Annotated in this window: 15 protein-coding genes and 1 pseudogene; 3 read left to right on the top strand and 13 right to left on the bottom strand. The window is 72.7% G+C overall.

Annotated elements, in window-relative coordinates; translation table 11 throughout:
* Positions 1-96 precede the first annotated feature (96 nt).
* Entirely contained in the window at positions 97-1,335 is a 1,239-nt protein-coding gene (locus tag ACRWNP_RS11650; RefSeq protein WP_431961018.1) for a PucR family transcriptional regulator, read from the bottom strand.
* 235 nt (positions 1,336-1,570) lie between these two features.
* Between ACRWNP_RS11650 and ACRWNP_RS11645 the strand changes: the two genes are divergently transcribed.
* The 3 genes from ACRWNP_RS11645 (at position 1,571) to ACRWNP_RS11635 (ending at position 7,738) form a co-directional block, all read left to right on the top strand.
* Entirely contained in the window at positions 1,571-3,391 is a 1,821-nt protein-coding gene (locus ACRWNP_RS11645; protein ID WP_431961017.1) for a GMC oxidoreductase, read from the top strand.
* Between the two features lie 310 nt (positions 3,392-3,701).
* Complete coding sequence (locus ACRWNP_RS11640) at positions 3,702-5,561, top strand: alkyl/aryl-sulfatase (RefSeq protein WP_431961016.1); 1,860 nt, start codon at positions 3,702-3,704, stop codon at positions 5,559-5,561.
* 371 nt (positions 5,562-5,932) lie between these two features.
* The gene (locus tag ACRWNP_RS11635) at positions 5,933-7,738 is read left to right on the top strand and encodes an AMP-dependent synthetase/ligase (RefSeq protein ID WP_431961015.1); all 1,806 of its coding nucleotides are present in this window, start codon (positions 5,933-5,935) and stop codon (positions 7,736-7,738) included.
* On the opposite strand, the gene ACRWNP_RS11630 is transcribed toward ACRWNP_RS11635, so the two are convergent.
* The 12 genes and pseudogenes from ACRWNP_RS11630 to ACRWNP_RS11575 form a co-directional block, all read right to left on the bottom strand.
* On the bottom strand, positions 7,717-8,238 hold the full coding sequence (locus tag ACRWNP_RS11630; protein ID WP_431961014.1) for an NUDIX domain-containing protein: 522 nt from the start codon (positions 8,236-8,238) through the stop codon (positions 7,717-7,719). The two genes, ACRWNP_RS11635 and ACRWNP_RS11630, sit on opposite strands and share 22 nt — an antisense overlap.
* A gap of 17 nt (positions 8,239-8,255) precedes the next feature.
* The gene (locus ACRWNP_RS11625) at positions 8,256-9,458 is read right to left on the bottom strand and encodes a globin domain-containing protein (protein WP_431961013.1); all 1,203 of its coding nucleotides are present in this window, start codon (positions 9,456-9,458) and stop codon (positions 8,256-8,258) included.
* 86 nt (positions 9,459-9,544) lie between these two features.
* On the bottom strand, positions 9,545-9,994 hold the full coding sequence (locus ACRWNP_RS11620; protein ID WP_431961012.1) for an RrF2 family transcriptional regulator: 450 nt from the start codon (positions 9,992-9,994) through the stop codon (positions 9,545-9,547).
* A gap of 61 nt (positions 9,995-10,055) precedes the next feature.
* On the bottom strand, positions 10,056-10,649 hold the full coding sequence (locus ACRWNP_RS11615) for a sarcosine oxidase subunit gamma (protein ID WP_431961011.1): 594 nt from the start codon (positions 10,647-10,649) through the stop codon (positions 10,056-10,058).
* Positions 10,642-13,698 carry a sarcosine oxidase subunit delta gene (locus tag ACRWNP_RS11610; RefSeq protein WP_431961010.1) on the bottom strand — a complete coding sequence of 1,019 codons (3,057 nt, stop codon included), beginning with the start codon at positions 13,696-13,698 and terminating at the stop codon, positions 10,642-10,644. The genes ACRWNP_RS11615 and ACRWNP_RS11610 overlap by 8 nt, the downstream gene beginning before the upstream one ends.
* Positions 13,699-13,710: 12 nt before the next feature.
* Positions 13,711-14,943, bottom strand: a complete 1,233-nt coding sequence (locus tag ACRWNP_RS11605; protein WP_431961009.1) for a sarcosine oxidase subunit beta family protein — start codon at positions 14,941-14,943, stop codon at positions 13,711-13,713.
* Positions 14,940-15,233 (bottom strand): annotated as a pseudogene (locus ACRWNP_RS11600) (serine hydroxymethyltransferase); the annotation flags it as partial. The pseudogene ACRWNP_RS11600 and the gene ACRWNP_RS11605, both read right to left, overlap by 4 nt.
* Positions 15,234-15,393: 160 nt before the next feature.
* Positions 15,394-17,835 carry a GcvT family protein gene (locus ACRWNP_RS11595; RefSeq protein WP_431961008.1) on the bottom strand — a complete coding sequence of 814 codons (2,442 nt, stop codon included), beginning with the start codon at positions 17,833-17,835 and terminating at the stop codon, positions 15,394-15,396.
* 242 nt (positions 17,836-18,077) lie between these two features.
* Positions 18,078-19,070 carry an ABC transporter substrate-binding protein gene (locus tag ACRWNP_RS11590; RefSeq protein ID WP_431961007.1) on the bottom strand — a complete coding sequence of 331 codons (993 nt, stop codon included), beginning with the start codon at positions 19,068-19,070 and terminating at the stop codon, positions 18,078-18,080.
* Between the two features lie 18 nt (positions 19,071-19,088).
* On the bottom strand, positions 19,089-21,077 hold the full coding sequence (locus ACRWNP_RS11585) for an ABC transporter permease subunit (RefSeq protein WP_431961006.1): 1,989 nt from the start codon (positions 21,075-21,077) through the stop codon (positions 19,089-19,091).
* Complete coding sequence (locus ACRWNP_RS11580; protein WP_431961005.1) at positions 21,077-22,183, bottom strand: quaternary amine ABC transporter ATP-binding protein; 1,107 nt, start codon at positions 22,181-22,183, stop codon at positions 21,077-21,079. Before ACRWNP_RS11580 ends, ACRWNP_RS11585 begins: the two co-directional genes overlap by 1 nt.
* Before the next feature lie 20 nt (positions 22,184-22,203).
* Positions 22,204-23,673 carry an aldehyde dehydrogenase family protein gene (locus ACRWNP_RS11575; protein WP_431961004.1) on the bottom strand — a complete coding sequence of 490 codons (1,470 nt, stop codon included), beginning with the start codon at positions 23,671-23,673 and terminating at the stop codon, positions 22,204-22,206.
* Positions 23,674-23,726: the final 53 nt, after the last annotated feature.

The raw sequence follows: 23,726 nt of genomic DNA, 5'->3' as shown, positions 1-23,726 counted from the left end.
TCGTGTCTCTTCAGCTCGGGGCGGGCAGCCGACCGCCCGAACGACGAGAACCACCGGGTCGGCGACGAAGCGGGCGTCGCTGATCAGGAACGGTACTCACCGCGGCAGCGCCCGGCTGCCGAGGCGGTGCAGGAGCTCCAGGGCGAGGGACACGGCCAGGCGGCGCTCGGCGACCCGATACCCCAGCAGCGTCTCGGCGCGAGCGACCCGGTGGAGCACGGTGTTGCGATGGGTGTGCAGTCGCTCGGCTGTCCGCGGGGCGTTTCCGCCTTCGTCGAGGTAGACCCGCAGGGTCGACCGCAGGGTGAGGTGCGCCGGGTCGGCACCGCACAAAGGCCCCAGGGTGGAGGTGATGAACTCGGCCATGCGCTCCTCGTTCTGGCTGACGAGGGCGACGGCTTCGATCTCGTGGTAGGCGGTGAGCTGCTCTCCGTCGGGTGTGCCGGCGAGCAACCGCTGGGCGGCGAGCGCCGCGGCGTGGCTGCGCCTGAACCCGGTGATGCCGTCGCGGAGCGGTCCGAGGACCACACGAACCCTGGGAGCCGTGTGGGCCATGGCGTCGCGGAGTTCCTGCCAGTCCGGTTCGTGGCGGACGGGAAACCAGGCCCACAGCGTGCGCGTGCCGGCAGGAAGGGTGAGGGGCGGCCGGGAGCGGGCCGCTGTGGAGAGGGTTCCGGCAGCTTGCTCGAGCATTCCGTGGACCTCGCCCGGCGGATCGGACCACAGCACCGCGGCGACGTGTCTTGCGGTGAGGTCGTAGTTGAGCTGTCGGCCGGCTCGTTCGGCGCTGACGGGGGCTCCGTCAAGGAGAAGCCGGATCGTCTCGGCTCTCCGGGCCAGTGCCCCGGAGAGCAGGTCCTGGCGTTCCTGCTGCATCCGCGTGATGACCGTGTCCAGTACACGGTCGACGTATTCGTACATCAGGGCCGAAGACACCTGGAGCACCTCGACCAGGTCACCGCGGGACGGGACGGTCGCGGCTGCGAGGTCCATCCACCGCCGCCATGCCACGTTCTGGCCCCTGCGATAGGACTGCACGAGGGCGTCGAGCTCGGCGCCACGGCGCACCAGCGTCCGGGCCAGGTCGAGGGTCTCCAAAGGTGCGTCCCGGGAGACCGGCTCGCCGGGACGCATCTGCATGGCGGTCAGCCAGCGCAGCACGTTCGCCCGGCTGCTGGCCCGGCTCTCCGCGGCCAGCGTCGGGTCCTCGGCCAGGACCGGGGCCACCTCGAAGATGGCCGCGTCAATGTCCAGGAGGAGGGCGTCGACCTCGTCGAGGAGCCGTCCGGCGACCAGCTTGATCAAGGACGCGATGTCCGGGGCGGTCGACTCCATACCCTCAAGCTAACCACGCTGGTGCAGTGGCACAACGGACACCGCCGGTGCTGGGCAGCCGCACATCCTTCCGGCCGGCCGTTCCGACTTAACGTATGGCCACACCTGTCGCGGGAGGCGCACAGCGGTCGGCAGTGACGACCGCTCGCGGACGAATCCCGTGGGGCGGACTCCCGAAGTGGGCCCCCTCTCCCCGGACGGTGGCCGCCCTTGTCCCGCCCCTCGGAGGCTGACCATGACAACTCCCGCCGCCCCCCGTGACCACGGCCGGCCGCCGGAGGAGCACGAGCTCGCCTACGACGTCGTCGTGGTCGGCTCCGGCTTCGGCGGTTCGGTCGCCGCGCTGCGCCTGACCGAGAAGGGCTACCGTGTCGCCGTCCTGGAGGCCGGCCGCCGCTTCACCGCCGCCGACCTGCCGAGGAACTCGTGGGACCTGCGCAACTACCTGTGGGCTCCGGCTCTGCGCCTCTACGGCATCCAGCGCATCCACCTGCTGCGCAATGTGCTCGTCCTGGCCGGCGCGGGCGTCGGTGGCGGCTCCCTCAACTACGCCAACACCCTGTACGTGCCCCCGAAGGCGTTCTTCGACGATCCCCAGTGGGGCCACATCACCGACTGGCAGAAGGAGCTGGCACCCTTCTACGACCAGGCGCAGCGCATGCTCGGGGTGCGTCTCAACCCCACGCTCACCCCTTCCGACGTCCACCTGAAGACGGTTGCCGAGAAGATGGGGGTGGGGTCCAGCTTCCATATGGCGCCGGTCGGCGTGTTCTTCGGCGACGGCGAGGACGCGGGCTGCGGCCGCCGGACGCAGCCGGGTGAGGAGGTCGACGACCCGTACTTCGGCGGCGCGGGACCTGCTCGCCGGGCCTGCACCGAGTGCGGCGAGTGCATGACCGGCTGCCGCCACGGCGCCAAGAACATGCTCACCGAGAACTACCTGCACCTCGCCGAGCGCGGCGGCGCCGAGATCCACCCGCTCACCACCGTCACCCGGATCAGGGAGGAGGGCGACGGCTACGTCATCGACACCCGGCGCACCGACTCCCGCAGGCGCGGGCAGCGCAGCTTCACCGCCCGCCGTGTCGTGGTGGCCGCAGGCACCTACGGCACCCAGACCCTGCTGCACACCCTCAAGGCACGCCGCGACCTTCCGCACATCTCCGACCGGCTGGGCCACCTCAGCCGGACCAACTCCGAGGCCATCGTCACCGCACAGACCACGGACCGCCGCTACGGACGCCACGCCGACTTCACCAAGGGCGTGGCGATCACCTCCTCCATCCACCCGGACGAGAACACCCACATCGAGCCGGTCCGCTACGGCAGGGGCTCCAACTCCATGGGCCTGCTGGCCATACTCCAGGCCCCGGGTGGCGGCCGCGGGCCGCGATGGCTGAGCTTCCTCGCCACCTCTGTCCGGCACCCGGCCCTCTTCCTCCGCTCGCTGAGCAAACGCCGCTGGTCGGAGCGGACCATCATCGGTCTGGTCATGCAGTCCCTGGACAACTCCCTCACCGTCTCCCTCAAGCGCGTACGCAGGGGCAAGGGCGTGCTGACCTCTCGTCAGGGGCACGGAGCCCCCAACCCGACCTGGATCCCCGCCGCCGAGCAGGCCGCCGGCCTGCTCGCCGACGAGATCAACGGCTTCCCGGGCCACACCGTCGGTGAACTCCTCGACATCCCCTTGACCGCGCACTTCATCGGCGGCTGCCCCATCGGCGACAGCCCGGAAACCGGCGTGGTCGACCCTTACCACCGCCTCTACGGGCACCCGGGGGTCACCGTCGTCGACGGCTCCACCGTCTCCGCCAACCTGGGCGTCAACCCCTCCCTCACCATCACCGCCCAGACCGAGCGCGCCATGTCCATGTGGCCCAACAAGGGCGAATCCGACTCCCGGCCCACCCAGGGCGAGTCCTACCGCTACACCCCTCCGGTCAAGCCGAACCGTCCCGTCGTGCCCGACACCGCCTTCGCGGCCCTGCGCCTCCCGCTCCTCCCCATCCCCACCGTCCGCACGGAGACCGCCGACGGCCCCCAGCACGACGACTGAGCCGGCGGACCGGAGTTTCCGGTGCCGTCGAACCGCCACACGGACGGGGCCAGGTGGTCCGTGGCACCATCGAAGCGCTGGGCATGTGGCTCGCCAGGCGCGAGAGCGTCGCCCCGATGAACTCACCTTCGATCAGGTCCGCGACATGTGAGCGACTGCAGCTCCACCGACCATCACCCTTGCGGATCGCTCGGCTCCCACCGCGGCACGGCCGCGAACAATGCCACGACGTCCCACGGCGCGCACGGCCGATCACCGTGTGCGGGACGCCTGAGCCCTATTGATCACCCACCAGCCGAAAGCAGGAGTCTTGAACGCGAGCGAACTCGACTGGAACGACCCCACCGACCTGGAGAACGCCACCCGGGGCCTGGTCGGACGTCTCGACCCGTGCATCATCCGTGATGCGACCGGCAGTGTCGTCTGGGACAACGAGCGGTGGTCGTTCCTGGAGCAGAACTGCCCGGAGACCGCCCACCCCAGCCTGTGGCGGCAGGCCCGGCTGAACGCCCTCGACGGCCTCTTCGAGGTCGTGCCGGGCGTGTACCAGATCCGCGGCTTCGACATCTCCAACATGACCCTGGTCGAGGGTGACACCGGAGTGGTCGTCATCGACCCGCTGATCAGCGAGGAGTGCGCCGCCGCCGGGCTCGCCCTCTACCGCAGCCACCGCGGTGAGCGGCCGGTCAGCGCCGTCGTCTACACCCACAGCCACCTCGACCACTTCGGCGGCGTGGGCGGCGTGGTGGACCGTGCGGACGTCACCGCCGGCCGCGTCCCGGTGATCGCCCCGGAGGGCTTCATGGAGCACGCGGTCGGCGAGAACGTCATCGCCGGCCCCGCCATGCTCGTCCGTGCCGGCTACATGTACGGCAGGTCGCTGCCGGCCGATCCTGGCGGAATGATCGGTTTCGGCCTGGGCCAGGCCACCTCCAGCGGACGCATGGGCCTGATCGCCCCCACCGCGCTGATCGCCCGCACCGGGGAGGAGCTGGTCGTCGACGGCGTCCGGCTGGTCTTCCAGCTGACGCCGGGCACCGAGGCGCCCAGCGAGATGAACTTCCTGCTGCCCGACCACCGCGTCCTGCTGGTGGCCGAGAACGCCAACCACACACTCCACAACGTGCTGACCCTGCGCGGCGCCGAGGTCCGCGACGCGCAGGCCTGGGCCGGATACCTGACGGAGACCGTCCAGCTCTTCGCCGACCGCGCCGAAGTGCTGATCGGCTCCCACCACTGGCCCACCTGGGGCCGCGCGGAACTCACCACGCTCCTCTCCGAGCAACGGGACGCCTACGCCTACCTGCACGACCAGACCGTACGGCTGATGAACCGCGGCCTGACCGCGACGGAGATCGCCGAGGAGCTGCGGGAGTTCCCGGGAGACCTGGGCAGTGCCTGGCACGCCCGGGGCTACTACGGCACGCTCAGCCACAACAGCAAGGCCGTGTACCAGCGCTACATGGGCTGGTACGACGGCAACCCGGCCCATCTGTGGCAGCTCCCGCCCGAGGAGGCGGGCCGGCGCTACGTCGATCTCATGGGCGGCGCCGAGGCCGTGGTGAAGAAGGCCCGCGAGTCCTTCGACGCCGGGGACCTGCGCTGGGTCGCGGAGGTGCTCAACCACGTGCTGTTCGCCGAGCCCGACCACGCCGAGGCCCGAGAACTGCAAGCCGCGACCTTCGAACGGCTCGCCCACGGCGCGGAGAGCGGCATCTGGCGCAACTTCTACCTCTGCGGCGCCCACGAACTCCGCCGGCCCGCCGAGGCCCGGCGCGTCACGGCGGGCAACTCCGGCGCGGACATGATCCCGGCTCTCTCCACGCTGCAGATCTTCCAGTCCTGGGCGGTGCGCCTCGACGGTCCCGCGGCCGCGGCCCATCGGCTGCTGCTTCGGTGGGAGTTCACCGACACTGCGGAGACCTGGACGCTGCTGCTGGCCAACGGGGTGCTCACCCCGATGCGCGGCAACGTCCCCGGCGACGGGCAGCCGGACGCCGTACTCCGGCTGACCAGAGCCGAGTTCAACCGGGCGCTCCTGGGTGCGACGGACTTCGCCTCGGCCGAGGCCGCCGGAACGATCAGCGTCGAGGGCGACCGGCGCGCACTGCTCACCTTGCTGGGGCTGCTGGAGGAACCCGCCCTCACCTTCCCGGTCGCCCTGCCCTAGCAGTGCTTGTCCAGGTCGATATCGAGGTGGGCATGGCGCGGTGGCAGGTTGGGCAGGCGCCGGTCCAGGCAGCCAGGAGGATCTGCAGGTCGCACACGACCTGGCAGAGGCTCAGGCCGGCGCCGCGTCTTGGGCTCGGGCCCGTCGCTGCAGGGCAGAGAAGGCATGGGCGACGGATCACCCACGCCGTCGCTTCGGTCGGCGGCAGCATCCGCTCCCGGATGCGCCGCTGGCACCGGCCCGGGATTCCAGCGCTCGCGTCAGTCTCTGCCGCTTCCGCCCCGGCTCTAGGCACGTGGACCAAACGCCGGATATCTTCCGTCCCTGCCGCCCCTTGGAGCGGCACGGCACTGCTCGGGGAAGGGGGCGCCGTGCGCGAGTTCAGCCTTCCCCCCCGAGCGGAGCAGCTGCGGTCGGGGGGACTCGCCGACTCGGTGTACGAGGCGGCCGACAAGCGCCCGCACGCCGCTGTTCTGTCCCGGCGCGAGGGGCATGAAGGCGGCGTCTGGCAGGAGGTCGGGGCCGCGGCCTTCCGCGACGAGGTGGCCGAACTGGCCCGCGGTCTGGTGGCGGAGGGGATCCGCTTCGGCGAGCCGGTCGCGGTGATGGCCCGTACCCGGTACGAGTGGACGCTGTTCTCCTACGCGCTCTGGTCGGTGGGCGCCCGGATCGTCCCCGTCTATCCGACGTCCTCGGCGGAGCAGGTCCGCTGGATCCTCGCGGACTCCGGGGCGGTCGCGATCGTCGTCGAGCATGAGGACCACGCCATGACCGTGGGCGCCGTGTGCGACACGCTGCCCGCGCTGCGCCGGATCTGGCAGCTCGACGCGGGGTGCGTGCCGTGGCTGGCCGCGCGGGGCCGGCAGGTCCACCCGGTGCTGCTGAACCAGTTCCGCTGGGCGGTCGAGCCGCAGTCGGTGGCGGTGATCGCCTACACCTCGGGCACCACGGGGCCGCCCAGGGGCTGCCTGATCACCCACGCCAACCTCGCCGCCGAGTGCGACACCCTGCTGGCCGGGTACGGCTCGATCTTCGCCCCTCCGGGGGTGCGGCCCTCGGTACTGGCGTTCCTGCCCATGGCGCACATCTACGGGCTGATGGTGACCACCTGCGCGGTACGCGGGGGCGTGCTGCTGGGTCACCAGCCCGACCTGGCGCCGGGCGAACTCCTCCCGGCGTTCCGCTCCTTCCGGCCGACGATCCTGCTCGCCGTCCCGTACGTCTATGAGAAGATCATCCAGGGCGCGCGCAACGCCGCCGCCCGCGGCGGCAAGGCCCATGTCTTCGACCGGGCCGCGGACGTGGCGGTGCGGTACGCCGAGGCCGTGGAGCGGCACGCGCTGGGATCAGGGCCGGGGCCCGGACCGCTGCTGCGGGCGGCGCACTCGGCGTTCGAGCGGCTGGTGTACGCGCGGATCCGGGAGGTGCTGGGCGGCCGCGTGCACTACACCGTCTCGGGCGGGTCCCCGCTCAGCCGGGAGCTGTCGCTGCTGTTCGCGGGCGCCGGGCTCACCATCCACGACGGGTACGGGCTGACCGAGACCACCGCCGCGGTGACCGCGCAGCCGCTGGGGAAGGTGCGGTTCGGCACCGTGGGCCGACCGCTGCCGGGCAGCGCGGTACGGATCGCGCCGGACGGCGAGGTGCTGGTCCGGGGGACGACGGTCTTCGCCGGCTACCACGCCGACCCGGTAGCCAACCACGAGGTGTGGCGCCGCGGCGGCTGGATGGCGACCGGGGACATGGGCTCGCTCGACCCGGACGGGTACCTGACGATCACCGGACGCAAGAAGGACATCATCATCACCAGCGGCGGCAAGAGCGTGGCGCCGCTGGTGCTGGAGGAGCGGCTGCGGGCGCATCCGCTGGTCTCGCAGTGCATCGTGATCGGCGACAACAGGCCCTTCGTCGCCGCGCTGATCACCCTGGACCGGGAGGCCGTCCAGCTGCGGACCGCGATGACCGAGCCGGACGTGCACGCCGAGGTCCAGCGCGCGGTGTCGATGGCCAACGCGGCGGTCTCGCGCGCCGAGTCGATCCGGGCGTTCCGCATCCTGCCGCACGAGTTCTCGGTGGAGAACGGGATGCTCACGCCCTCGCTCAAGCTCCGCAGGATCAGGATCGTCAGCGAGTACGCGGCGCAGATCGAGTCGATCTACGCCTCGCCGGCCTCCTGAGCGGCCCCGCCCGCGCCGCCCCCGTCCAGCAGCCGGCCCAGCCGGTCGAGGAAGGTCCGTTGCGCGGAGAGGATCCTCCCGTGGGCTGCGGGGCCGAGCGGGAACCAGGCGGCCCGGTCGACCTCGGGGAACTCCCGGACCCGGCCGGAACCGCGGGGCCACTCCATGGAGAAGGTCCCGGGCACCACGAGGCCGGTGTCGAGGTCGCCCTCCAGTGCCCAGACGGTGACGATCTTCCCGTTGGGCTGCCGGTTCTCGCCGAGCGGCAGCAGCTCGCCCGCGGGCACCGGCAGGCCCAGCTCCTCCAGGAACTCGCGCCGGGCGGCCGCCTCGGCGGTCTCGTCGGGCTCGTACTCGCCCTTGGGGATGGTCCACGCCCCCTCGTCCCTGGACGCCCAGAAGGGGCCGCCCATGTGGGCCAGCAGCACCTCGGGCGCGCCGCCCGAGGTGCCGCGGAAGAGCAGGATCCCCGCGCTGCGCTTGACCGCCTTGTCCGCCATCCGACCAGTGTGGCCGGTCAGTCGTGGGCCAGCCACAGGTCGGGGCCGAAGACCTCGTAGTGCACCGCCGAGGCGGGCACACCCCGCTCGAGGAGCTGGGCCCGCACGGCGCGCATGAAGGGCAGCGGCCCGCACAGGTAGGCCCGCAGGCCGTCCGGCAGCGCGACGCCGGACAGGTCGACCCGGCCGGCGCGGTCGCCGGGGGCGGCGTCGGTGCCCGGGTCCTCGTACCAGAAGTGGGCTGCGCCCCCGGGGAGCTTCTCGGCCAGGGCGCGGTGGTCGGCGGCGTGGGCATGATGCCCCGGGGTCCGGTCGCCGTGGACCACGGTGACGGGCGCCTCGTAGCCGTCGCCGGCGAGCCGGTGCAGCATGGCGAGCATCGGGGTGCAGCCGATGCCGGCCGAGGCGAGCAGCAGCGGGCCGCCGTCGTCGGCGAGGACGATGTCGCCGTAGGGGGCCGACAGTTCGACGCGGGCACCCTCGCCGACGTGGTCGTGGAGGTGGCTGGAGACCTCGCCGTCGGGGCTCGCGGCGACGCCGCGCTCGCGCTTGACGGTGATCTGCCGGGTGCTGTCGCCGGGGGCGCCGGAGAGGCTGTACTGCCGGATCTGCCGGGCGCCGTCGGGGAGTTCGACGCGGACCGAGACGTACTGGCCGGGGCCGAAGTCGGGCAGCGGCGCTCCGTCCGCGGGACGGAGCCGGAAGGAGACGACGTCCTCGGTCTCCCGCACCTTCTCGGCGACCTCCCAGGGGCGCCAGGTGTCCCCGGCCAGGACGCCGCGCTCGGCGTACAGCCGCTGCTCGATGGCGATGAGGGCGTTCGCCATCAGCCAGTACACCTCGTCCCAGGCGGCGGCGACCTCCTCGGTGACCGCGTCGCCCAGCACTTCCGCGATGGCGGCGAAGAGGTGCTTCTGCACGATGTGGTACTGGCCGGGGGTGATGCCGAGCGACGCGTGCTTGTGGGCGATGCGGGCGAGCATCGCGTCGGGGCGCTGTCCGGGGTGCTCGACCAGGGCGGTGGCGAAGTGGGCGAAGGCTCCGGCGAGGGCCTCGCGCTGGGTGCCGGCCGCCTGGTTGCCACGGTTGAACAGGTCCCTCAGCAACTCGGGGTGCGCGGCGAAGAGCCGGTCGTAGAAGAGCGCGGTGATCTCGGAGATCGCGCCGCCGACGGCGGGCAGGGTGGCGCGGACGGTCGCTGCGGACTTCTCGCTGAGCATGAACGGCTCCCTAATTGGTATCTGAAAATCGCATTAAAGGGCGTGCGAAGGCCCGCCCTCGACGGGTGGTGGTCAGGTGGATCGGATCAGTCCAGCGGGCCGGGCGGACCGGAGCCGATCAGCCCCACCAGAACGGGTCCGGTGGGTGCGGCGGTCAGGTCGGTGACGGTCAGCGGGTCCAGGGAGGCGTAGAAGGCCTCCTGCGCCTGGCGCAGCGCGCCGCGGAGCCGGCAGGCACCGGCCAGCGGGCAGGGCGTATCGCCCTCGCAGTCCACGACATCGCCGACCCCCTCCAGCTCGCGCACCAGCCGGCCGACCGAGGCCGTCCGTCCGGCGGCGGTGAGCTCCAGGCCACCGCCGCGCCCGCGGCGGGTCTCGACGACCCCCAGGTGCTGCAGCCGGGCCACGACCTTGGCCAGGTGCGAGTACGGGACCCGCATCGCCTCGGCCACGTCCCGGGCGGTGGACGGCTCGTCCTTGACGGCGAGGGCCATCACCGCACGGAGCGCGAGGTCTGTGGACTTCGTCAGGCGCATGCCTTGAGGCTAGATAATACGAATCCGGGATTCAAGTTAAGACGGGGCCGTGCGGTCCACGTCACACGTACTCCGCGGCGGCGTCCAGCAGCCAGTCGGCGAGGTAGCCGGCGAAGGAGGAACGGACCAGCACCCAGAAGCCCGCCCTCGCCTCCTCCCGGGCCACCAGCACCACCTGGGCGCGGGCCAGGGTGGTCTGCGCGCAACTGCCGGGGGTGAACACCCGCGGGTCCAGGTCGAGCGAGCAGCCGTGCGCCAGCAGGTCGCGGGCGCGGGGGCCGGAGACCAGCAGGGTGGTGCGCTGGGCGGAGACGTCGGTGACGGAGACGTGCGCCTCGCCCGCGGCCTTGCGCAGCCGGGCCTCCAGGTCCTCCTGGGTACCGGGCGAACCGACGACGAGCCACTGGTCGGGACCGAGCCACAGGACCGCCAGGTCCCCGGTGCGAACGGCGGTGCACGGCTCCAGGGGCAGCGGCGCGCCCAGGGCGAGCCCGGTGGGCTCGGCGGCCGGGCCCCCGGGGTCCAGGCGCAGGTCGATCTGCGTCAGGAAAGGCAGTTCGGCCAGGTGCAGGGCGCCTCCCGACGCGCGGCTCACGGCGGCGAGCCGGCCGGCCGCGGCCGACAGCGGACTGAGGTGGGTGACGGTGTCAGCCATCGCGGCGGGCCCCCTCGGGGTCGTAGAGGACGGGGGAGGCGACGGTCACGGGCACCGGACGGCCGTCGACGGGTGCGTACAGCCGCTCCCCGACCCGTTCCCGGCCGCCCTTGACCAGGGCGAGCGCGAACGTGCGGCCGAGGGCGGCGCTGCGGTAGCTGGAGCTGACGTGGCCGAGGGCCGGGACGGGCGGCGCGGGCGGCACCGGTTCCGCGACGAGGTGGGTGCCCTCCGGGAGCAGCAGGCCCGGGTCCTCCGGCAGCAGGCCGACGAGCTGCTTGCGGTCGGGGCGGGCGGTGTCGGTGCGGGCGTGCGACCGCTTGCCGATGAAGTCGCGCTTCTTCTTCGACACGACCCAGCCCATGCCTAGGTCCTGCGGGGTGACCGTGCCGTCGGTGTCCTGGCCGACGATCGGATAGCCCTTCTCGGCGCGCAGCACGTGCATGGTCTCGGTGCCGTACGGGGTGGCTCCGGTGGCCCGCACCGCCTCCCAGAGGACCGTCGCCCGCCAGGGCGACACGTTGATCTCGTACGCGAGCTCCCCGGAGAAGCTGATCCGGCACACCCGGGCCGACAGCCCCGCCACCACGGCGTCGCGCCAGGCCATGAAGGGGAACTCGGCCTTGCTTACAGCCAGTTGGGGGGCGAGTGCGCCCAGCACCTCGCGGGAGCGCGGGCCCACGAGGGCGACGGTGGCCCACTGCTCGGTCACCGAGGTGCAGTGGACACGCAGTTCCGGCCACTCGGTCTGCAGCCACTCCTCCATCCAGTCCAGGACCGCCGCGGCATTGCCCGTGGTGGTGGTCACCAGGAAGCGGTCCTCCGCGAGCCGGATGACGGTGCCGTCGTCGAAGACCATGCCGTCCTGGCGGCACATGACGCCGTAGCGGATCATGCCCGGACGGAGGGTGGACATCAGGTTGGTGTACATCCGGTCCAGGAACTCCGCGGCGTCCGGGCCCTGGACGTCGATCTTGCCGAGGGTCGAGGCGTCCATGAAGGCCACGTCCTCGCGTGCGGCCCGGCACTCGCGCAGGACGGCGGCCGCCATGTCCTCGCCGGGGCGCGGGTAGTACCGGGGGCGCTTCCACTGCCCGACGTCCTCGAGGACCGCGCCGCCGGCGAGGTGGCGGCCGTGCAGCGCCGTCACGCGGACCGGGTCGTGGAGCGCGCCCCGGTCGCGGCCCGCGAGCGCGGCGAAGGACACCGGCGCGTACGGGGGGCGGTACGTCGTCGTGCCGAGGGCGGACACCTCCACGCCGAGCAGGCCGGCGACGACGCCCGAGGCCAGGACGCCGGAGGTCTTCCCCTGGTCGTTCGCGGTGCCCGCGGTGGTGTATCGCTTGGTGTGCTCCACCGAGCGCATCCCGGCCCCGGTGGCGCGCCGCAGGTCGGCCACGGTGACGTCGCGCTGCAGGTCGACGAAGCGCGGACCGGGGGCCGGTACGGGCACGTCGAAGAGGGTGAGCGGCAGGCGGCGGGGGTCCGGCTGCGCCGGCGGGACGCCGGGCCGGCCCGGCGTGAAGCCCTCGGCCGCGAGCGCCCGGGCGGCGGCCGCGACGCCCTCGGCGGGTGTGGCGGCGAACTCCACAGCCTGGTGCGTCGATCCGGGAACCGGGACGAAGGTGCCGCGGGCCTCGTCGTACCGCACGGCCCCGCCGGCCTGGCCGAAGAGGTGGCCGACGGGGTTCCAGCCGCCCGAGACCAGCAGCAGGTCGGCCGCGATCCGCCGGTCGCCGAGGAGCACGGCCGTCAGCCGGCCGGTCCCCTCCGTGCCGGTGACGTACACGCCGTCGCGCGCGTCGGCGACCGCCGCGATCTCCACGCCGGCGGCGGCCAGGTCGCGGGCGACGGCACCGGTGCTGTCGTTGGTGGTGAACACGACCGCCCGGCGGCCGGGGACGACCCCGTACCGGCGGACGTAGGCGCGGGCCGCGCCGGCCAGCATGACGCCGGGGCGGTCGTTGTCGGGGAACGCCAGGGAGCGCTCGTGCGCGCCGGTGGCCAGCACGACCCGCCGGGCGCGCACCCGGTGGACGCGTTCGCGGGAGACGTGGGCGGGGGCGGCGGCGCCGAGGTGGTTGGTGCGGCGCTCCAGGGCGAGGACGTGGTTGTCGTCGTAGTGGCCGAAGACAGTCGTCCGGCGCAGGACGCGGATCCCGGGTTCGGCGGCGAGGAGGGCCTCGGTCTCCGCGACCCACTCCAGGTGCTGTCCGCTGCCCAGCAGGCTGCCGCCCGGTTCCGGCTGGTCGTCGGCGACGATCACCCGCGCCCCGCTGCCGGCCGCCGTGGCCGCGGCCGCGAGCCCGGTGGGGCCCGCGCCGACCACGAGCAGGTCGCAGTGGGCGTGGACGGCGTCGTAGCGGGCCGGGTCGGGACCGGTGGCGAGCCTGCCCTGACCGGGCAGGCTCGTGGCGACGAGGCCGTCGTACAGCTCGACGGTCGTCGCGGGCAGCATCGGTTCGGGGAAGGGGGCCTCGATCTGCACCACGGCGTTGGGCTCCTCCACCCCGGCGGAGAAGATGCCGCGCGGACGCCCCAGTCTGATGCCGGTGCCGGTGGCGATGACCCCGCCCGCGAGCAGCGCGGAGGCAAGGGTGTCCCCGCGGTAGCCGGTGTACGTGACGCCGTCGAAGGTGAACGTCAGGGGCGTTGCGCGGTCGATCCGCCCGCCCTCGGCGAGCCGGAAGGGCTGCGCGGGGTCGCGGGCGGGCCGTAGGGACGGGACCGGGACCGCCTGCGCGCGCGGCACGGAGGGGCCGGGCGGGCGTTCCGGTACGGCGGCCGGGGCCGGGGCCGGGGAGGCGCCGCCGGCGAAGCGGTTCGTCGCCGTGTCGCGCACCGCGTCGAACCAGCGGCGGCATCCCGCGGCGTGCATCCAGCGCTCGGCAAAGGGGCCCTTGGGGTTGTCGCGGAAGAAGAGGTGGCGGGCCCACTCCTCGTCCGTCAGGGCCGCCGGGTCCGGCGGGTAGGCGAGGTGCGCCTGACCGCCGTAGTGGAACTCGGCCTCGTCTCGGGGCCCGCACCACGGGCAGGGGATGAGCAGCATCGATCGGGCTCCTCAGTGGGCGACCGCGGCCGCGCCGTGCTCGTCGACGAGCGCGCCGGTGGTGAATCGTTCGAGCGAGAAGGGCGCGGCCAGGGCGTGCGGGGTGTCGTGGGCGATGGTGTGCGCGTAGACCGAGCCCACACCGGGGGTGGCCTTGAAACCGCCGGTGCCCCAGCCGCAGTTGAGGTAGAGACCGCGCACGGGGGTGAGACCGACGATCGGTGACGCGTCCGGGCTGACGTCGACGATGCCGCCCCAGGTGCGCAGCAGGTGGGCACGGGCGAAGACCGGGAAGAGCTCCAGCACGGCGGCCATCTGCCGCTCGATCACGTGGAACGCGCCGCGCTGGGTGTAGGAGTTGTAGGCGTCGATACCCGCGCCCATGACCAGTTCGCCCTTGTGGGCCTGGCTGACGTACACGTGCACGGCGTTGGACATGACGACCGTGGGGTGCACTGGCTCCAGCAGCTCGCTCACCAGCGCCTGCAGTGGGTGGCTCTGCAGGGGCAGGTCGAAACCGGCCATTCGCGCCAGCACCGAGGAGTGTCCTGCCGCGCAGAGCGCCACCTTCCCCGCCGCGATGGGCCCGAGGTTCGTCCGTACCCCGGTGACCCGGCCGTCGCTGACGTCGATGCCGGTCACCTCGCAGTTCTGGATCAGGTCGATCCCCGCGGCGTCGGCCGACCGGGCCAGGCCCCACGCGACATGGTCGTGCTTGGCGATGCCCGCGCGCGGCTGGTAGGTCGCGCCCAGCACCGGGTAGCGGACGTCGGGGGAGGTGTTGACGATCGGGCAGACCTCCTTCACCTGCGCGGGGTCGAGCCACTGGGCGTCGACCCCGTTCAGCCGGTTGGCCTCGACCCTGCGGACGCCTTCCCGCACGTCCTGGAGGCTGTGGGCGAGGTTGAGCACCCCGCGCTGGGAGAAGAGGATCGGGTAGTCCAGCTCCTCCTCCAGGCCCTCCCACAGCTTCAGGGCGTGCTCGTAGATGCCCGCGCTCTCGTCCCACAGGTAGTTGGAGCGGATGATCGTGGTGTTGCGGGCCATGTTGCCGCCCGCGAGCCAGCCCTTCTCCAGCACGGCCACGTCGGTGATGCCGTGGTTGCGCGCCAGGTAGTGCGCGGTGGCCAGGCCGTGCCCGCCCGCGCCGACGACGACCACGTCGTAGGAGCGCTTGGGCTCGGGCGTGCGCCACAGGAAGTCGGGGTGCTCGGGAAGGCCGGCGCCCGGGGTGAGGGGGGTCATCGGGCGCCGTCTCCGTCCTGCGGCAGGCGCGGGTGGAGCGGGTGCGCGGCGGCGAGGGCCTCGGTACGGGCGCGCGGCGCGGGCAGGTCGGGGCCGGGGCACAGGGCGAGCGCGACGATGTCGGCGACCTCGGCGAAGGCGTCCTCGGTGAAGCCGCGCGTGGCCGGCGCGGGCGTGCCGATCCGCAGCCCCGAGGTGACCATGGGCGGCCGCGGTCCGAAGCGGACGGCGTTGCGGTCGACGGTGGCGCCGACGGGGTGCAGGAGGTCCTCGGCCTGCCGGCCGTCGAGGGCCATCTCCAGGGTGGAGCGCCGGCGGGCCGGTCCGGCCCGCAGCGCGGCGTGCGCCTCGGGGCCGAGCTCGGACAGGCGGGCGGTGAGCGGGTTCATGCGCGGGGCTTCCTCTCAGCGGCGGCGTCGGAGGTCTCGCGGTGGTGCCGTCCGCGGGGTGTCAGCCGCGGAGGCGGGACATGGCCGGGTCGAACAACGGCTCCGCGGCGACCCGCGCCTCCACGCGCCGGTCGAAGTACCCGATGCCGAGGGCGCACCCCGGCACGGCGAGCTCCGCCGGCAGCCACGCGTAGGCGATGCCCTTGCCGATCGTGTAGCCGTAGGCGGCGCTGGTGACGTAGCCGACGGGACGGTCGCCGTCGAACACCGGCTCCTTGCCCATCACCACGGCGCGGGGGTCGTCCACGGTGAGGCAGGTGAGCCTGCGCCGCACCTCCTCCCGGCGCCGGGCGAGCGCCGCCTTGCCGGTGAAGTCGTTCTTGTCCTCCTTGACGGCGAAGGCGAGGCCGGCCTCGTACGGGTCGTGCTCGAAGGTCATGTCGGTACCGAAGGAGCGGTAGCCCTTCTCCAGACGCAGGCTGTTGAAGGCCCCGCGCCCGGCGGGAACGCCGCCCAGCGGCCGGGCGGCGGCCAGCAGGGTGTCCCAGAGCTTGAGGCCCAGGTCCGCCGTGGTGTAGAGCTCCCAGCCCAGTTCACCGACGTAGGACAACCGCATCGCCGTGACGGGCACGGCCCCGACGTGCGCCCGCTTGGCGCGGAAGTACGTGAGCCCGGCGTCGGAGAAGTCTGCGTCCGCGAGCGGCTGCAGGACCTCGCGGGCGAGCGGTCCCCACAGGCCGACACAGCAGGTGCCCGCGGTGATGTCGCGGACCGCGACGGTGCCGTCGGCGGGCAGGTGCCGGGTGAGCCAGTCCAGGTCGAGGTTGCCGTTGACGCCGACCTGGAACAGGTCATGGGCGAGGCGGGCCACCGTGATGTCGCTGCGGATGCCGCCGTCGTGGTCCAGGAGCAGGGTGTAGGTCACCGACCCGACCGACTTGTCGACGTTGCCGGTGGTGAGCCGCTGCAGGAAGGCGGCGGCGCCGCCCCCGCCGACCTCCAGGCGCTTGAGCGCGGTCATGTCGTACAGCGCGACGGTCTCCCGGGTGGCCTGGGCCTCCGCGCCGACGACCGGCGACCAGTAGCGGGCCGCCCAGTCGCCGGGGGTGGGGATGGAACGGCCCGCCACCGCTGCGGCGTTGGCCTCGTACCACTGCGGCCGTTCCCAGCCGTTCGCCTCCAGGAAGAACGCCCCGAGTTCCTGCTGGCGGGGATGGAAGGGGCTGGTGCGGATCGGGCGCGGGGCGCCGGTGGGCTGGAGCGGGTGGATGATGTCGTAGACCTCGGCGAAGTTCCGGCAGCCGCGGGCGAGCACGTAGTCGGGGGCGAGCTGATGCGGCTCGAAGCGGTTGACGTCGCATTCGTGGAGGTCGAAGGACGAGCAGTGGCCGTCCACCAGCCATTCGGCCATCGCCCGGCCGACGCCGGCCGAGTGGGTGACCCAGACGGCCTCGGCGACCCAGAACCCCTTCACCTGCGGCGACTCGCCGAGCAGCGGCATACCGTCGGTGGTGAAGGAGAAGAGGCCGTTGATGCCCTCCTCCACTTTGGCGTCGCGGGTGGCGGGCAGCAGGGAGCGCGTCTCGGTCCAGGCGCCGGCGAAGTCGTCCTCGGTGAACTCCACGACGGACGGCATCCCGTCCGAGGCGCCGAACGCGGCGATGTCGTCGGCGTGGACCGGCATGGGGCGGTGACCGTAGGAGCCGATGCCGATGCGGTCGTGGCGGTCGCGGTAGTAGAGGCCGGCGTCCTGGTGGCGCAGGATCGGGCGGACGGCCTCGGCGGCCTGGCCCGCCAGGGCGGGGACGGGGCCGGTCCACGCGAACTGGTGGGCGAGCGGGGTGAGCGGCAGCTCCATGCCCGCCATCCGGGCGACCCTGGGGCCCCAGATCCCGGCGCAGCAGACGACCACGTCCGCCGCGAGCTCGCCGCCGCGGTCGGTGACCACCCCGGTGACACGGCCGTCGTCCTGCGTGACGGCGAGGACTTCGTGGCGCTCGAGGAAGCGCACGCCGCGCGCGGCGGCGCGCCGGGTCTGCGCCTCGACGGCGAGGACGGCCTTGGCGAGGCCGTCGGTGGGGACGAACAGCCCTCCCAGGACGCGTGAACGGTCCAGCAGGGGGTGGAGCGCGGCGCACTCGTCGGGCCCGGCGACCCGGCCTTGGACGCCCCACGACGTCAGCCAGCCGAGCCTGCGGTGCAGTTCGGTCAGGCGCTCCGGAGTGGTGGCCACCTCCAGGCCGCCGACCTGGAGGAAGCAGGGCTGTCCGTCGACGTCGAGGGAGCAGAGCTTCTCGACGGTGTAGCGGGCGAGTCCGGTCATGGTCTTGGAGGGGTTGGCCTGGAAGACCAGGCCGGGGGCGTGGGACGAGGAACCGCCGGTGGCGGGGAGCGGGCCCTGGTCGACGACCGTGATGTCGGTCCAGCCGGCGGAGGACAGCTCGTCGGCCAGCGCCGCCCCCACGACGCCCGCTCCGATGATGACCACGCGGGGTCCCGTCATCGCCACACCTCCCAGTTGCTGTCAGCGCAACATGATTCAGGTTGCGCAACTCAATGTGCCGGGCGCCGGAGAGGGTGTCAAGAGGCCCGCCAGGGGCGGGAGAAGGGCGGCCGCAGGCCCCCTCGGGGCCTGCGCGACGGCAGGGCGACGCCCGGGAACGACGGTGCCCGGCGGGCTGTCGGAACAGCCCGCCGGGCACGGGAACGACGCGATGGGGTGGTGGGGTGCGAAACGCTGCGGGGCTACTTGACCCAGGCGTCGACCTTGCCGGGGTTCGCCTTCACCCACTTCTCGGCGGCGGCTTCGGGGGTCATCTTGTCCACGGCGATGTACTTGGCGACGAGGTTCTGGTCCTCGTTCGTCCAGTTGAAGTTCCTCACCAGGTCGTAGGCCGGGCTGCCGGAGCCCGCGAACTTCTTGCTGACGATCTTGTCCAGGTCGTAGACCGGGTAGTCGCAGGCGACCTTCTCCGCGTCGGCGTCGCAGCCGGCCTCGTACGGCGGCAGTTCCACCTTGGCGAGCGGGACCTCCGACAGGAACCACTGCGGCTCGTAGAAGTAGCCGAGCAGCCACTGCTTCTTGGCCTCGGCCTGCCGGAAGGCCTGGATCAGCGCGGTCTCACTGCCCGCGTACACGACCTTGAAGTCCAGCTTGAGGTTCTTCACCAGGGCGGCGTCGTTGGTGACGTACGACGGGTCGCCGTCCAGGAGCTGGCCCTTGCCGCCGGACTCCGAGGTGCGGAACTTGTCGGCGTACTTGCCGAGGTTCTCCCAGTTCGTGATGTCCGGGTACTTCTCCGCCAGCCACGGCGGCACGTACCAGCCGATCACGCCCTTGTTGCCGGTCGGGCCGGCCTCGACGGCGGTCTTCTGCTGCTCTATGTACTTCTTCTTCAGGTCGTCGTGGCCCCAGTTCTCCAGGATCGCGTCGACCTCGCCGGTGCCGAAGCCCTGCCAGGCGATCTCCTCCTTGAGGTCCTTCTTCCTGACCGTGCAGCCCAGCTTCTCCTCGGCGACGTACGCCACGACCGCCGCGTCCGCCTCGTAGCCGACCCACGGGTTGACCGCCAGGTTGAAGGTGCCGCACTTGCCGGAGGAGCTGCCGGAACCGGCGTCCGACTCGCCGACCTTGGCACCGCCGCATCCGGTCAGGACGAGCCCGAGCACCGCGGCTCCGGCCGCCCCGGCACGCCATCGCACGGACCGGCCGTCCGCCGTCGGGGGGTGTGTTGTCATGTGTCTTCCGCCTCCTGCCTAGCGCCCGCCGGGCACCCTGGTGGTGCGCCCGGCCGCGGCCTGGGTGATCCGGTCGGACATCACGCCGAGCAAGACGATGGCGAGCCCCGCCGCCAGCCCCTTGCCGTAGAGCTCGCCCTGTGAGAAGCCGGCCACGACGTCGTAGCCGAGGGCGCCCGCACCGACCAGGCCGCCCACCACGACCATCGACAGCACGTAGATCAGGCCCTGGTTGGTCGCGAGAACCAGGGCGCCGCGCGACATCGGCAGCTGGACCTTGGTGACGAGCTGCCAGGTGCCGGACCCGGCGGCCGTCGCCGCCTCCACGGTCGTCTCCGGCACGCCCCGTACGCCGTCGGCGACGATCTTCATCGTCACGGGCGCGGCGTACACGACGGCCGCCACGATCGCGGTGAAGCGGCTCGCGCCGAACAGCGCGAGGAAGGGCACGAGGTAGACGAAGGGCGGCATGACCTGCGCCGCGTCCAGGCCGGGCCGGACGATCCGGTCGGCGAGCGCGCTGCGGCCCATCCACACGCCCACCGTGATCCCGAGCAGCATCACCAGCAGCGTCGCCACGACGGTCGAGGCGAGCGTGGTCATCGCGTCCTGCCACAGGCCGGTGCCCAGCAGCAGCCCCACGCACACCGCGGCGGTGGCGCCGGCGCCGAGTCCGCCGAGGACCGCGCCCAAAGCCACGAGCACGAGGCCGGTGAGCCACCACGGGGAGTCGGTGAGCAGTGTCTGGAAGGGGTTGAGGAGGGCGGTGGTGAGCGCGTCGCGGATGCCGTTGGTGGCCCCGGACAGATGGTCCTGTGCCCAGGTGGTCACGGTGTCGGCGGCGCTCGCCAGCCGGAGTCCCGCCGCGCCCTCGCCGGGGAACTCCGCGGCCCAGACGTAGGTGTGGGACAGCCAGGCGGCGACCGCCGCGGCCACGGCGCCCGCCGCCGTCAGCGGCCCGCGCCACCGCCGCAGCCGGCCGCCCGGGCGCCGCGCCCGCTCCGTCCCGGCGGCGGCCGCGGTGGTGACCCGGTCCAGGACGATGGCCATGACGACGATGGCGAGGCCGGCGTTGAAGGCGGTGCCGACGTCGAGCGACTGCAGTGCCTGGACGACGGTCTTGCCGAGGCCGGGGGCGTCGATGAGGGCCGCGATGGTCACCATGGACAGGGCCGCCATGATCGTCTGGTTGACGCCCATCACCACGGTGCGCCGGGACATCGGCAGCAGCACCTTGGTGAGGGTCTGCGCCCTGGTGGAACCGAGCGACTCCGCCGCCTCCACGGTGGTGGCTGGGACCGAGCGGATCGCGTGCGCGGTGATGCGGACGGCGGGCGGCGCAGCGTAGATCAGGGTGGCGATGGTGGCGGAGGCCGGCCCGATGAGGAAGAAGAGGGTGAGCGGGGCCAGGTAGACGAAGGCCGGCATCGTCTGCATGAAGTCGAGCACCGGTGTCACCACGCGGTTCACCCGCGACGACAACCCGGCCCACACGCCCAGCGGGATGCCGAACAGCAGCGCCACCAGCACCGCGGACAAGGTGAGCGCGAGGGTGTCCATGCTCTCCTGCCACAGGCCCTGGAGCCCGAGGAAGGTGAAGCCCGCCACGGCCAGCAGCGCCACGCGCCAGTTGCCCATCGCCCAGGAGACGTAGCCGGCGATGGCGACGACGCCGAGCCATCCGGTCTGCGGCACCGGGCGGCCGTCGGCCGGCTGCGAGATCAGGGTCTGGACGAAGGTCACCAGGGTGTCGATGACCAGCCGGATCTCGTTGAAGAAGTAGAGGAAGAGCGGATTGCTGTTGCGGTCCGCCCCGATGGTGTCGTTGACGTCGTTGAACCAGCGGTGCAGCGAGGTCAGGTCGGCGGCCGCGAGGGCGAGCGTGTGCCGGCCGCGCAGGAGTGCGAAGAGCACCAGCCACAGCACGACGATGCCCGCCACGACCACCCGGCGGCGCAGCCGGACGGGCGCGAGCCGTTCCCGCGCCCCCGAGGCGACGACCGCCATCACGCGCCGCCTTCCCCGCCCGCGACGACGGCGAGGATCTCCTCGTCGCCGACGACGCCGAGCAGCCGTCCGTCCTCGACGACCCTGACCGGCTTCTCGGCGGCGAGCACGGCCCGGGTCGCCTCGCGGACGACGACGCCCGGGCCGAGTTCGGGGCCGTCGAGGGCGTCGTCGGGCCGGGGGTCGCGCATGATCCAGCGGAGCGTCAGCACGTCGGCCCGCGGTACGTCCTTGACGAAGTCGCGCACGTAGTCGTCGGCCGGGGCGCCGACCAGTTCGTCGCCCGTGCCGCACTGCACGGTCCTGCCGTCGCGCATGATGAGGATGCGGTCGCCGAGTTTGAGGGCCTCGGACAGGTCGTGGGTGATGAAGACCATCGTCTTGCCGACCTCGCGGTGCAGCCGGATGACCTCGTTCTGCATGTCGCGCCGGATCAGTGGGTCGAGCGCGGAGAACGGTTCGTCGAAGAAGAGGATGCCGGGGTCCCCGGCCAGCGCCCGGGCGAGGCCGACGCGTTGCTGCATGCCGCCGGAGAGCTGGTCGGGGTAGGAGTTCTCGTAGCCCGCCAGGCCCACAAGTGCGACGACCTCCAGGGCCCGCTTCGTGCGCTCGGCCCTGCCCATGCCGCGGATCTCCAGACCGTACGCGACGTTGTCGACGACCCGGCGGTGCGGCAGCAGGCCGAAGTGCTGGAAGACCATCGAGAACCTGTTGCGGCGCAGTTCGCGCAGCCGTTTGGCGTCGGCGGCGCGGATGTCCTCGCCCTCCAGGACGACCTCGCCCGCGGTGGGTTCGACGAGCCGGGTCAGGCAGCGCACCAGCGTCGACTTGCCGGAGCCGGACAGGCCCATCACGACGAAGACCTCGCCGGGCGCGACGTCGAAGTGCACGTCGCGCACGGCCGCGGTGCAGCCGGTGCGCTCCATCAGCTCGCGGCGGCCGAGCCCGCACAGTTCCTGCGACCCCGGTACCCGGTCGGCCTTCGGCCCGAACACCTTCCACAGCCCGCGCACGGAGATGACCGCGTTCCGGTCCCGGTCCTGGTCCTGAGCCTCGTCGTGGGACGCGCCGCGCCGCTGCGGCACATCGGTCGGTGCTGGGGTCACGGTCGGCCTCTCTTCGGCGTTCAGCCGCGGAACCAGTGCTGCGGCCTGGGTCGGATGTTCTGCCAGATGTGCTTGGGCTCGCGGTACTCGTCCAGGCCGGTCGGTCCCAGCTCCCGGCCCACGCCCGAGTGCCCGAAGCCGCCCCATTCCGCCTGCGGTACGTAGGGGTGGTAGTCGTTGATCCACACGGTGCCGTGGCGCAGCCGGCGGGCGACCCGCTGCGCGCGCCCGGCGTCCCGCGTCCAGACGGCGCCGGCGAGGCCGTACTCGGTGTCGTTGGCGATGCGTACGGCGTCGTCCTCGTCGGTGAAGCGCTCGACGGTCAGCACCGGCCCGAAGGACTCCTCGTGGACGACGCTCATCCCCTGGTCGCAGTCGTCGAGGACGGTCGGCGGGTAGTAGAAGCCGTCCTGGAGTGCCGGGTCCGCGGGGCGGGCGCCGCCGCAGCGCAGCACGGCGCCCTCGGAGATCCCGGCGGCGACGTACGCCTCGACCTTGTCGCGGTGCGCGGCGGAGATCAGCGGGCCGGTCTCGGCCGCGGGGTCGAAGGGGCCGCCGAGGCGGATCGCCGAGGCGCGCCGTACGACCTCGCCGACGAAGGCGTCGTGCACCGTGTCCTGCACGATCAGCCGGGCCCCGGCGGAGCAGACCTGCCCGGAGTGCAGGAAGACGGCCGTGAGCGCGAAGTCCACGGCCGTCTCGAAGTCGGCGTCGGCGAAGACCACGTTGGGGTTCTTGCCGCCGAGTTCGAGGGCGACCCTCTTGACCGTGGCGGCGGCCGCGGCCATCACGCGTCTGCCGGTCTCCAGGCCGCCGGTGAAGGAGACCATGTCGACGCCGGGGTGCTCGGTGAGCGGGGCGCCGGCCTCCGGCCCCGCGCCGAGGACGAGGTTGGCGGCCCCGGCCGGGAGTCCGGCCTCCTCCAGGGCCCGCATCAGCAGCACGGAGGTGGAGGGGGTCAGCTCGCTGGGCTTGAGGACGACCGTGTTGCCCGCGACGAGCGCGGGCGCGACCTTCCAGGACGCCTGTAGCAGCGGGTAGTTCCAGGGGGTGATCAGGGCGCAGACGCCGACCGGCTCGTACTCGACGCGGCTGACGGCGTCGTCGCGGCCGGTGTCGACGACGCGTCCGGCACCGGTGCCCGCGATCCCGCCGTAGTGGCGCAGGCAGGCGACGACGTCGGCGATGTCGTACTCGCTCTCCGCGAGCCGCTTGCCGGTGTCGAGGGATTCGGCGCGGGCGAAGTCCTTGGCGTCCCGTTCGATGATGGCGGCGGTGCGGAGCAGGAGGGCGCCGCGCTCGCGTTCCGGGGTGCGCGGCCAGGGGCCGTGGTCGAAGGCGGCGCGGGCCGCGGCGACCGCGGCCTCCGCGTCGGCGCGGGTCGCCTCGGAGACCGTCGCGACCAGGGCTCCGTCGGCGGGGCAGCGGATCTCCCGGCGGCCTCCGGCCGCCGCTTCGCGCCACTCTCCGTCCAGATACAGGTCTGCCACGCGCGGAGTCCTCGCTTCGTTGCACATAGCGCATCGAATTGCTTGTGATGGAA

Source organism: Actinacidiphila sp. bgisy160, assembly GCF_965342435.1.
GTDB lineage: Bacteria > Actinomycetota > Actinomycetes > Streptomycetales > Streptomycetaceae > Actinacidiphila.
This window is presented reverse-complemented; position numbering and strand designations above follow the sequence as displayed.

Bases quoted from the DNA above. Each gene is read 5' to 3' on its own strand.
- ACRWNP_RS11650 (WP_431961018.1), bottom strand. From the start codon at position 1,335: ATGGAGTCGACCGCCCCGGACATCGCGTCCTTGATCAAGCTGGTCGCC.
- ACRWNP_RS11645 (WP_431961017.1), top strand. From the start codon at position 1,571: ATGACAACTCCCGCCGCCCCCCGTGACCACGGCCGGCCGCCGGAGGAG.
- ACRWNP_RS11630 (WP_431961014.1), bottom strand. From the start codon at position 8,238: ATGGCGGACAAGGCGGTCAAGCGCAGCGCGGGGATCCTGCTCTTCCGC.
- ACRWNP_RS11625 (WP_431961013.1), bottom strand. From the start codon at position 9,458: ATGCTCAGCGAGAAGTCCGCAGCGACCGTCCGCGCCACCCTGCCCGCC.
- ACRWNP_RS11620 (WP_431961012.1), bottom strand. From the start codon at position 9,994: ATGCGCCTGACGAAGTCCACAGACCTCGCGCTCCGTGCGGTGATGGCC.
- ACRWNP_RS11615 (WP_431961011.1), bottom strand. From the start codon at position 10,649: ATGGCTGACACCGTCACCCACCTCAGTCCGCTGTCGGCCGCGGCCGGC.
- ACRWNP_RS11610 (WP_431961010.1), bottom strand. From the start codon at position 13,698: ATGCTGCTCATCCCCTGCCCGTGGTGCGGGCCCCGAGACGAGGCCGAG.
- ACRWNP_RS11605 (WP_431961009.1), bottom strand. From the start codon at position 14,943: ATGACCCCCCTCACCCCGGGCGCCGGCCTTCCCGAGCACCCCGACTTC.
- ACRWNP_RS11595 (WP_431961008.1), bottom strand. From the start codon at position 17,835: ATGACGGGACCCCGCGTGGTCATCATCGGAGCGGGCGTCGTGGGGGCG.
- ACRWNP_RS11590 (WP_431961007.1), bottom strand. From the start codon at position 19,070: ATGACAACACACCCCCCGACGGCGGACGGCCGGTCCGTGCGATGGCGT.
- ACRWNP_RS11585 (WP_431961006.1), bottom strand. From the start codon at position 21,077: ATGGCGGTCGTCGCCTCGGGGGCGCGGGAACGGCTCGCGCCCGTCCGG.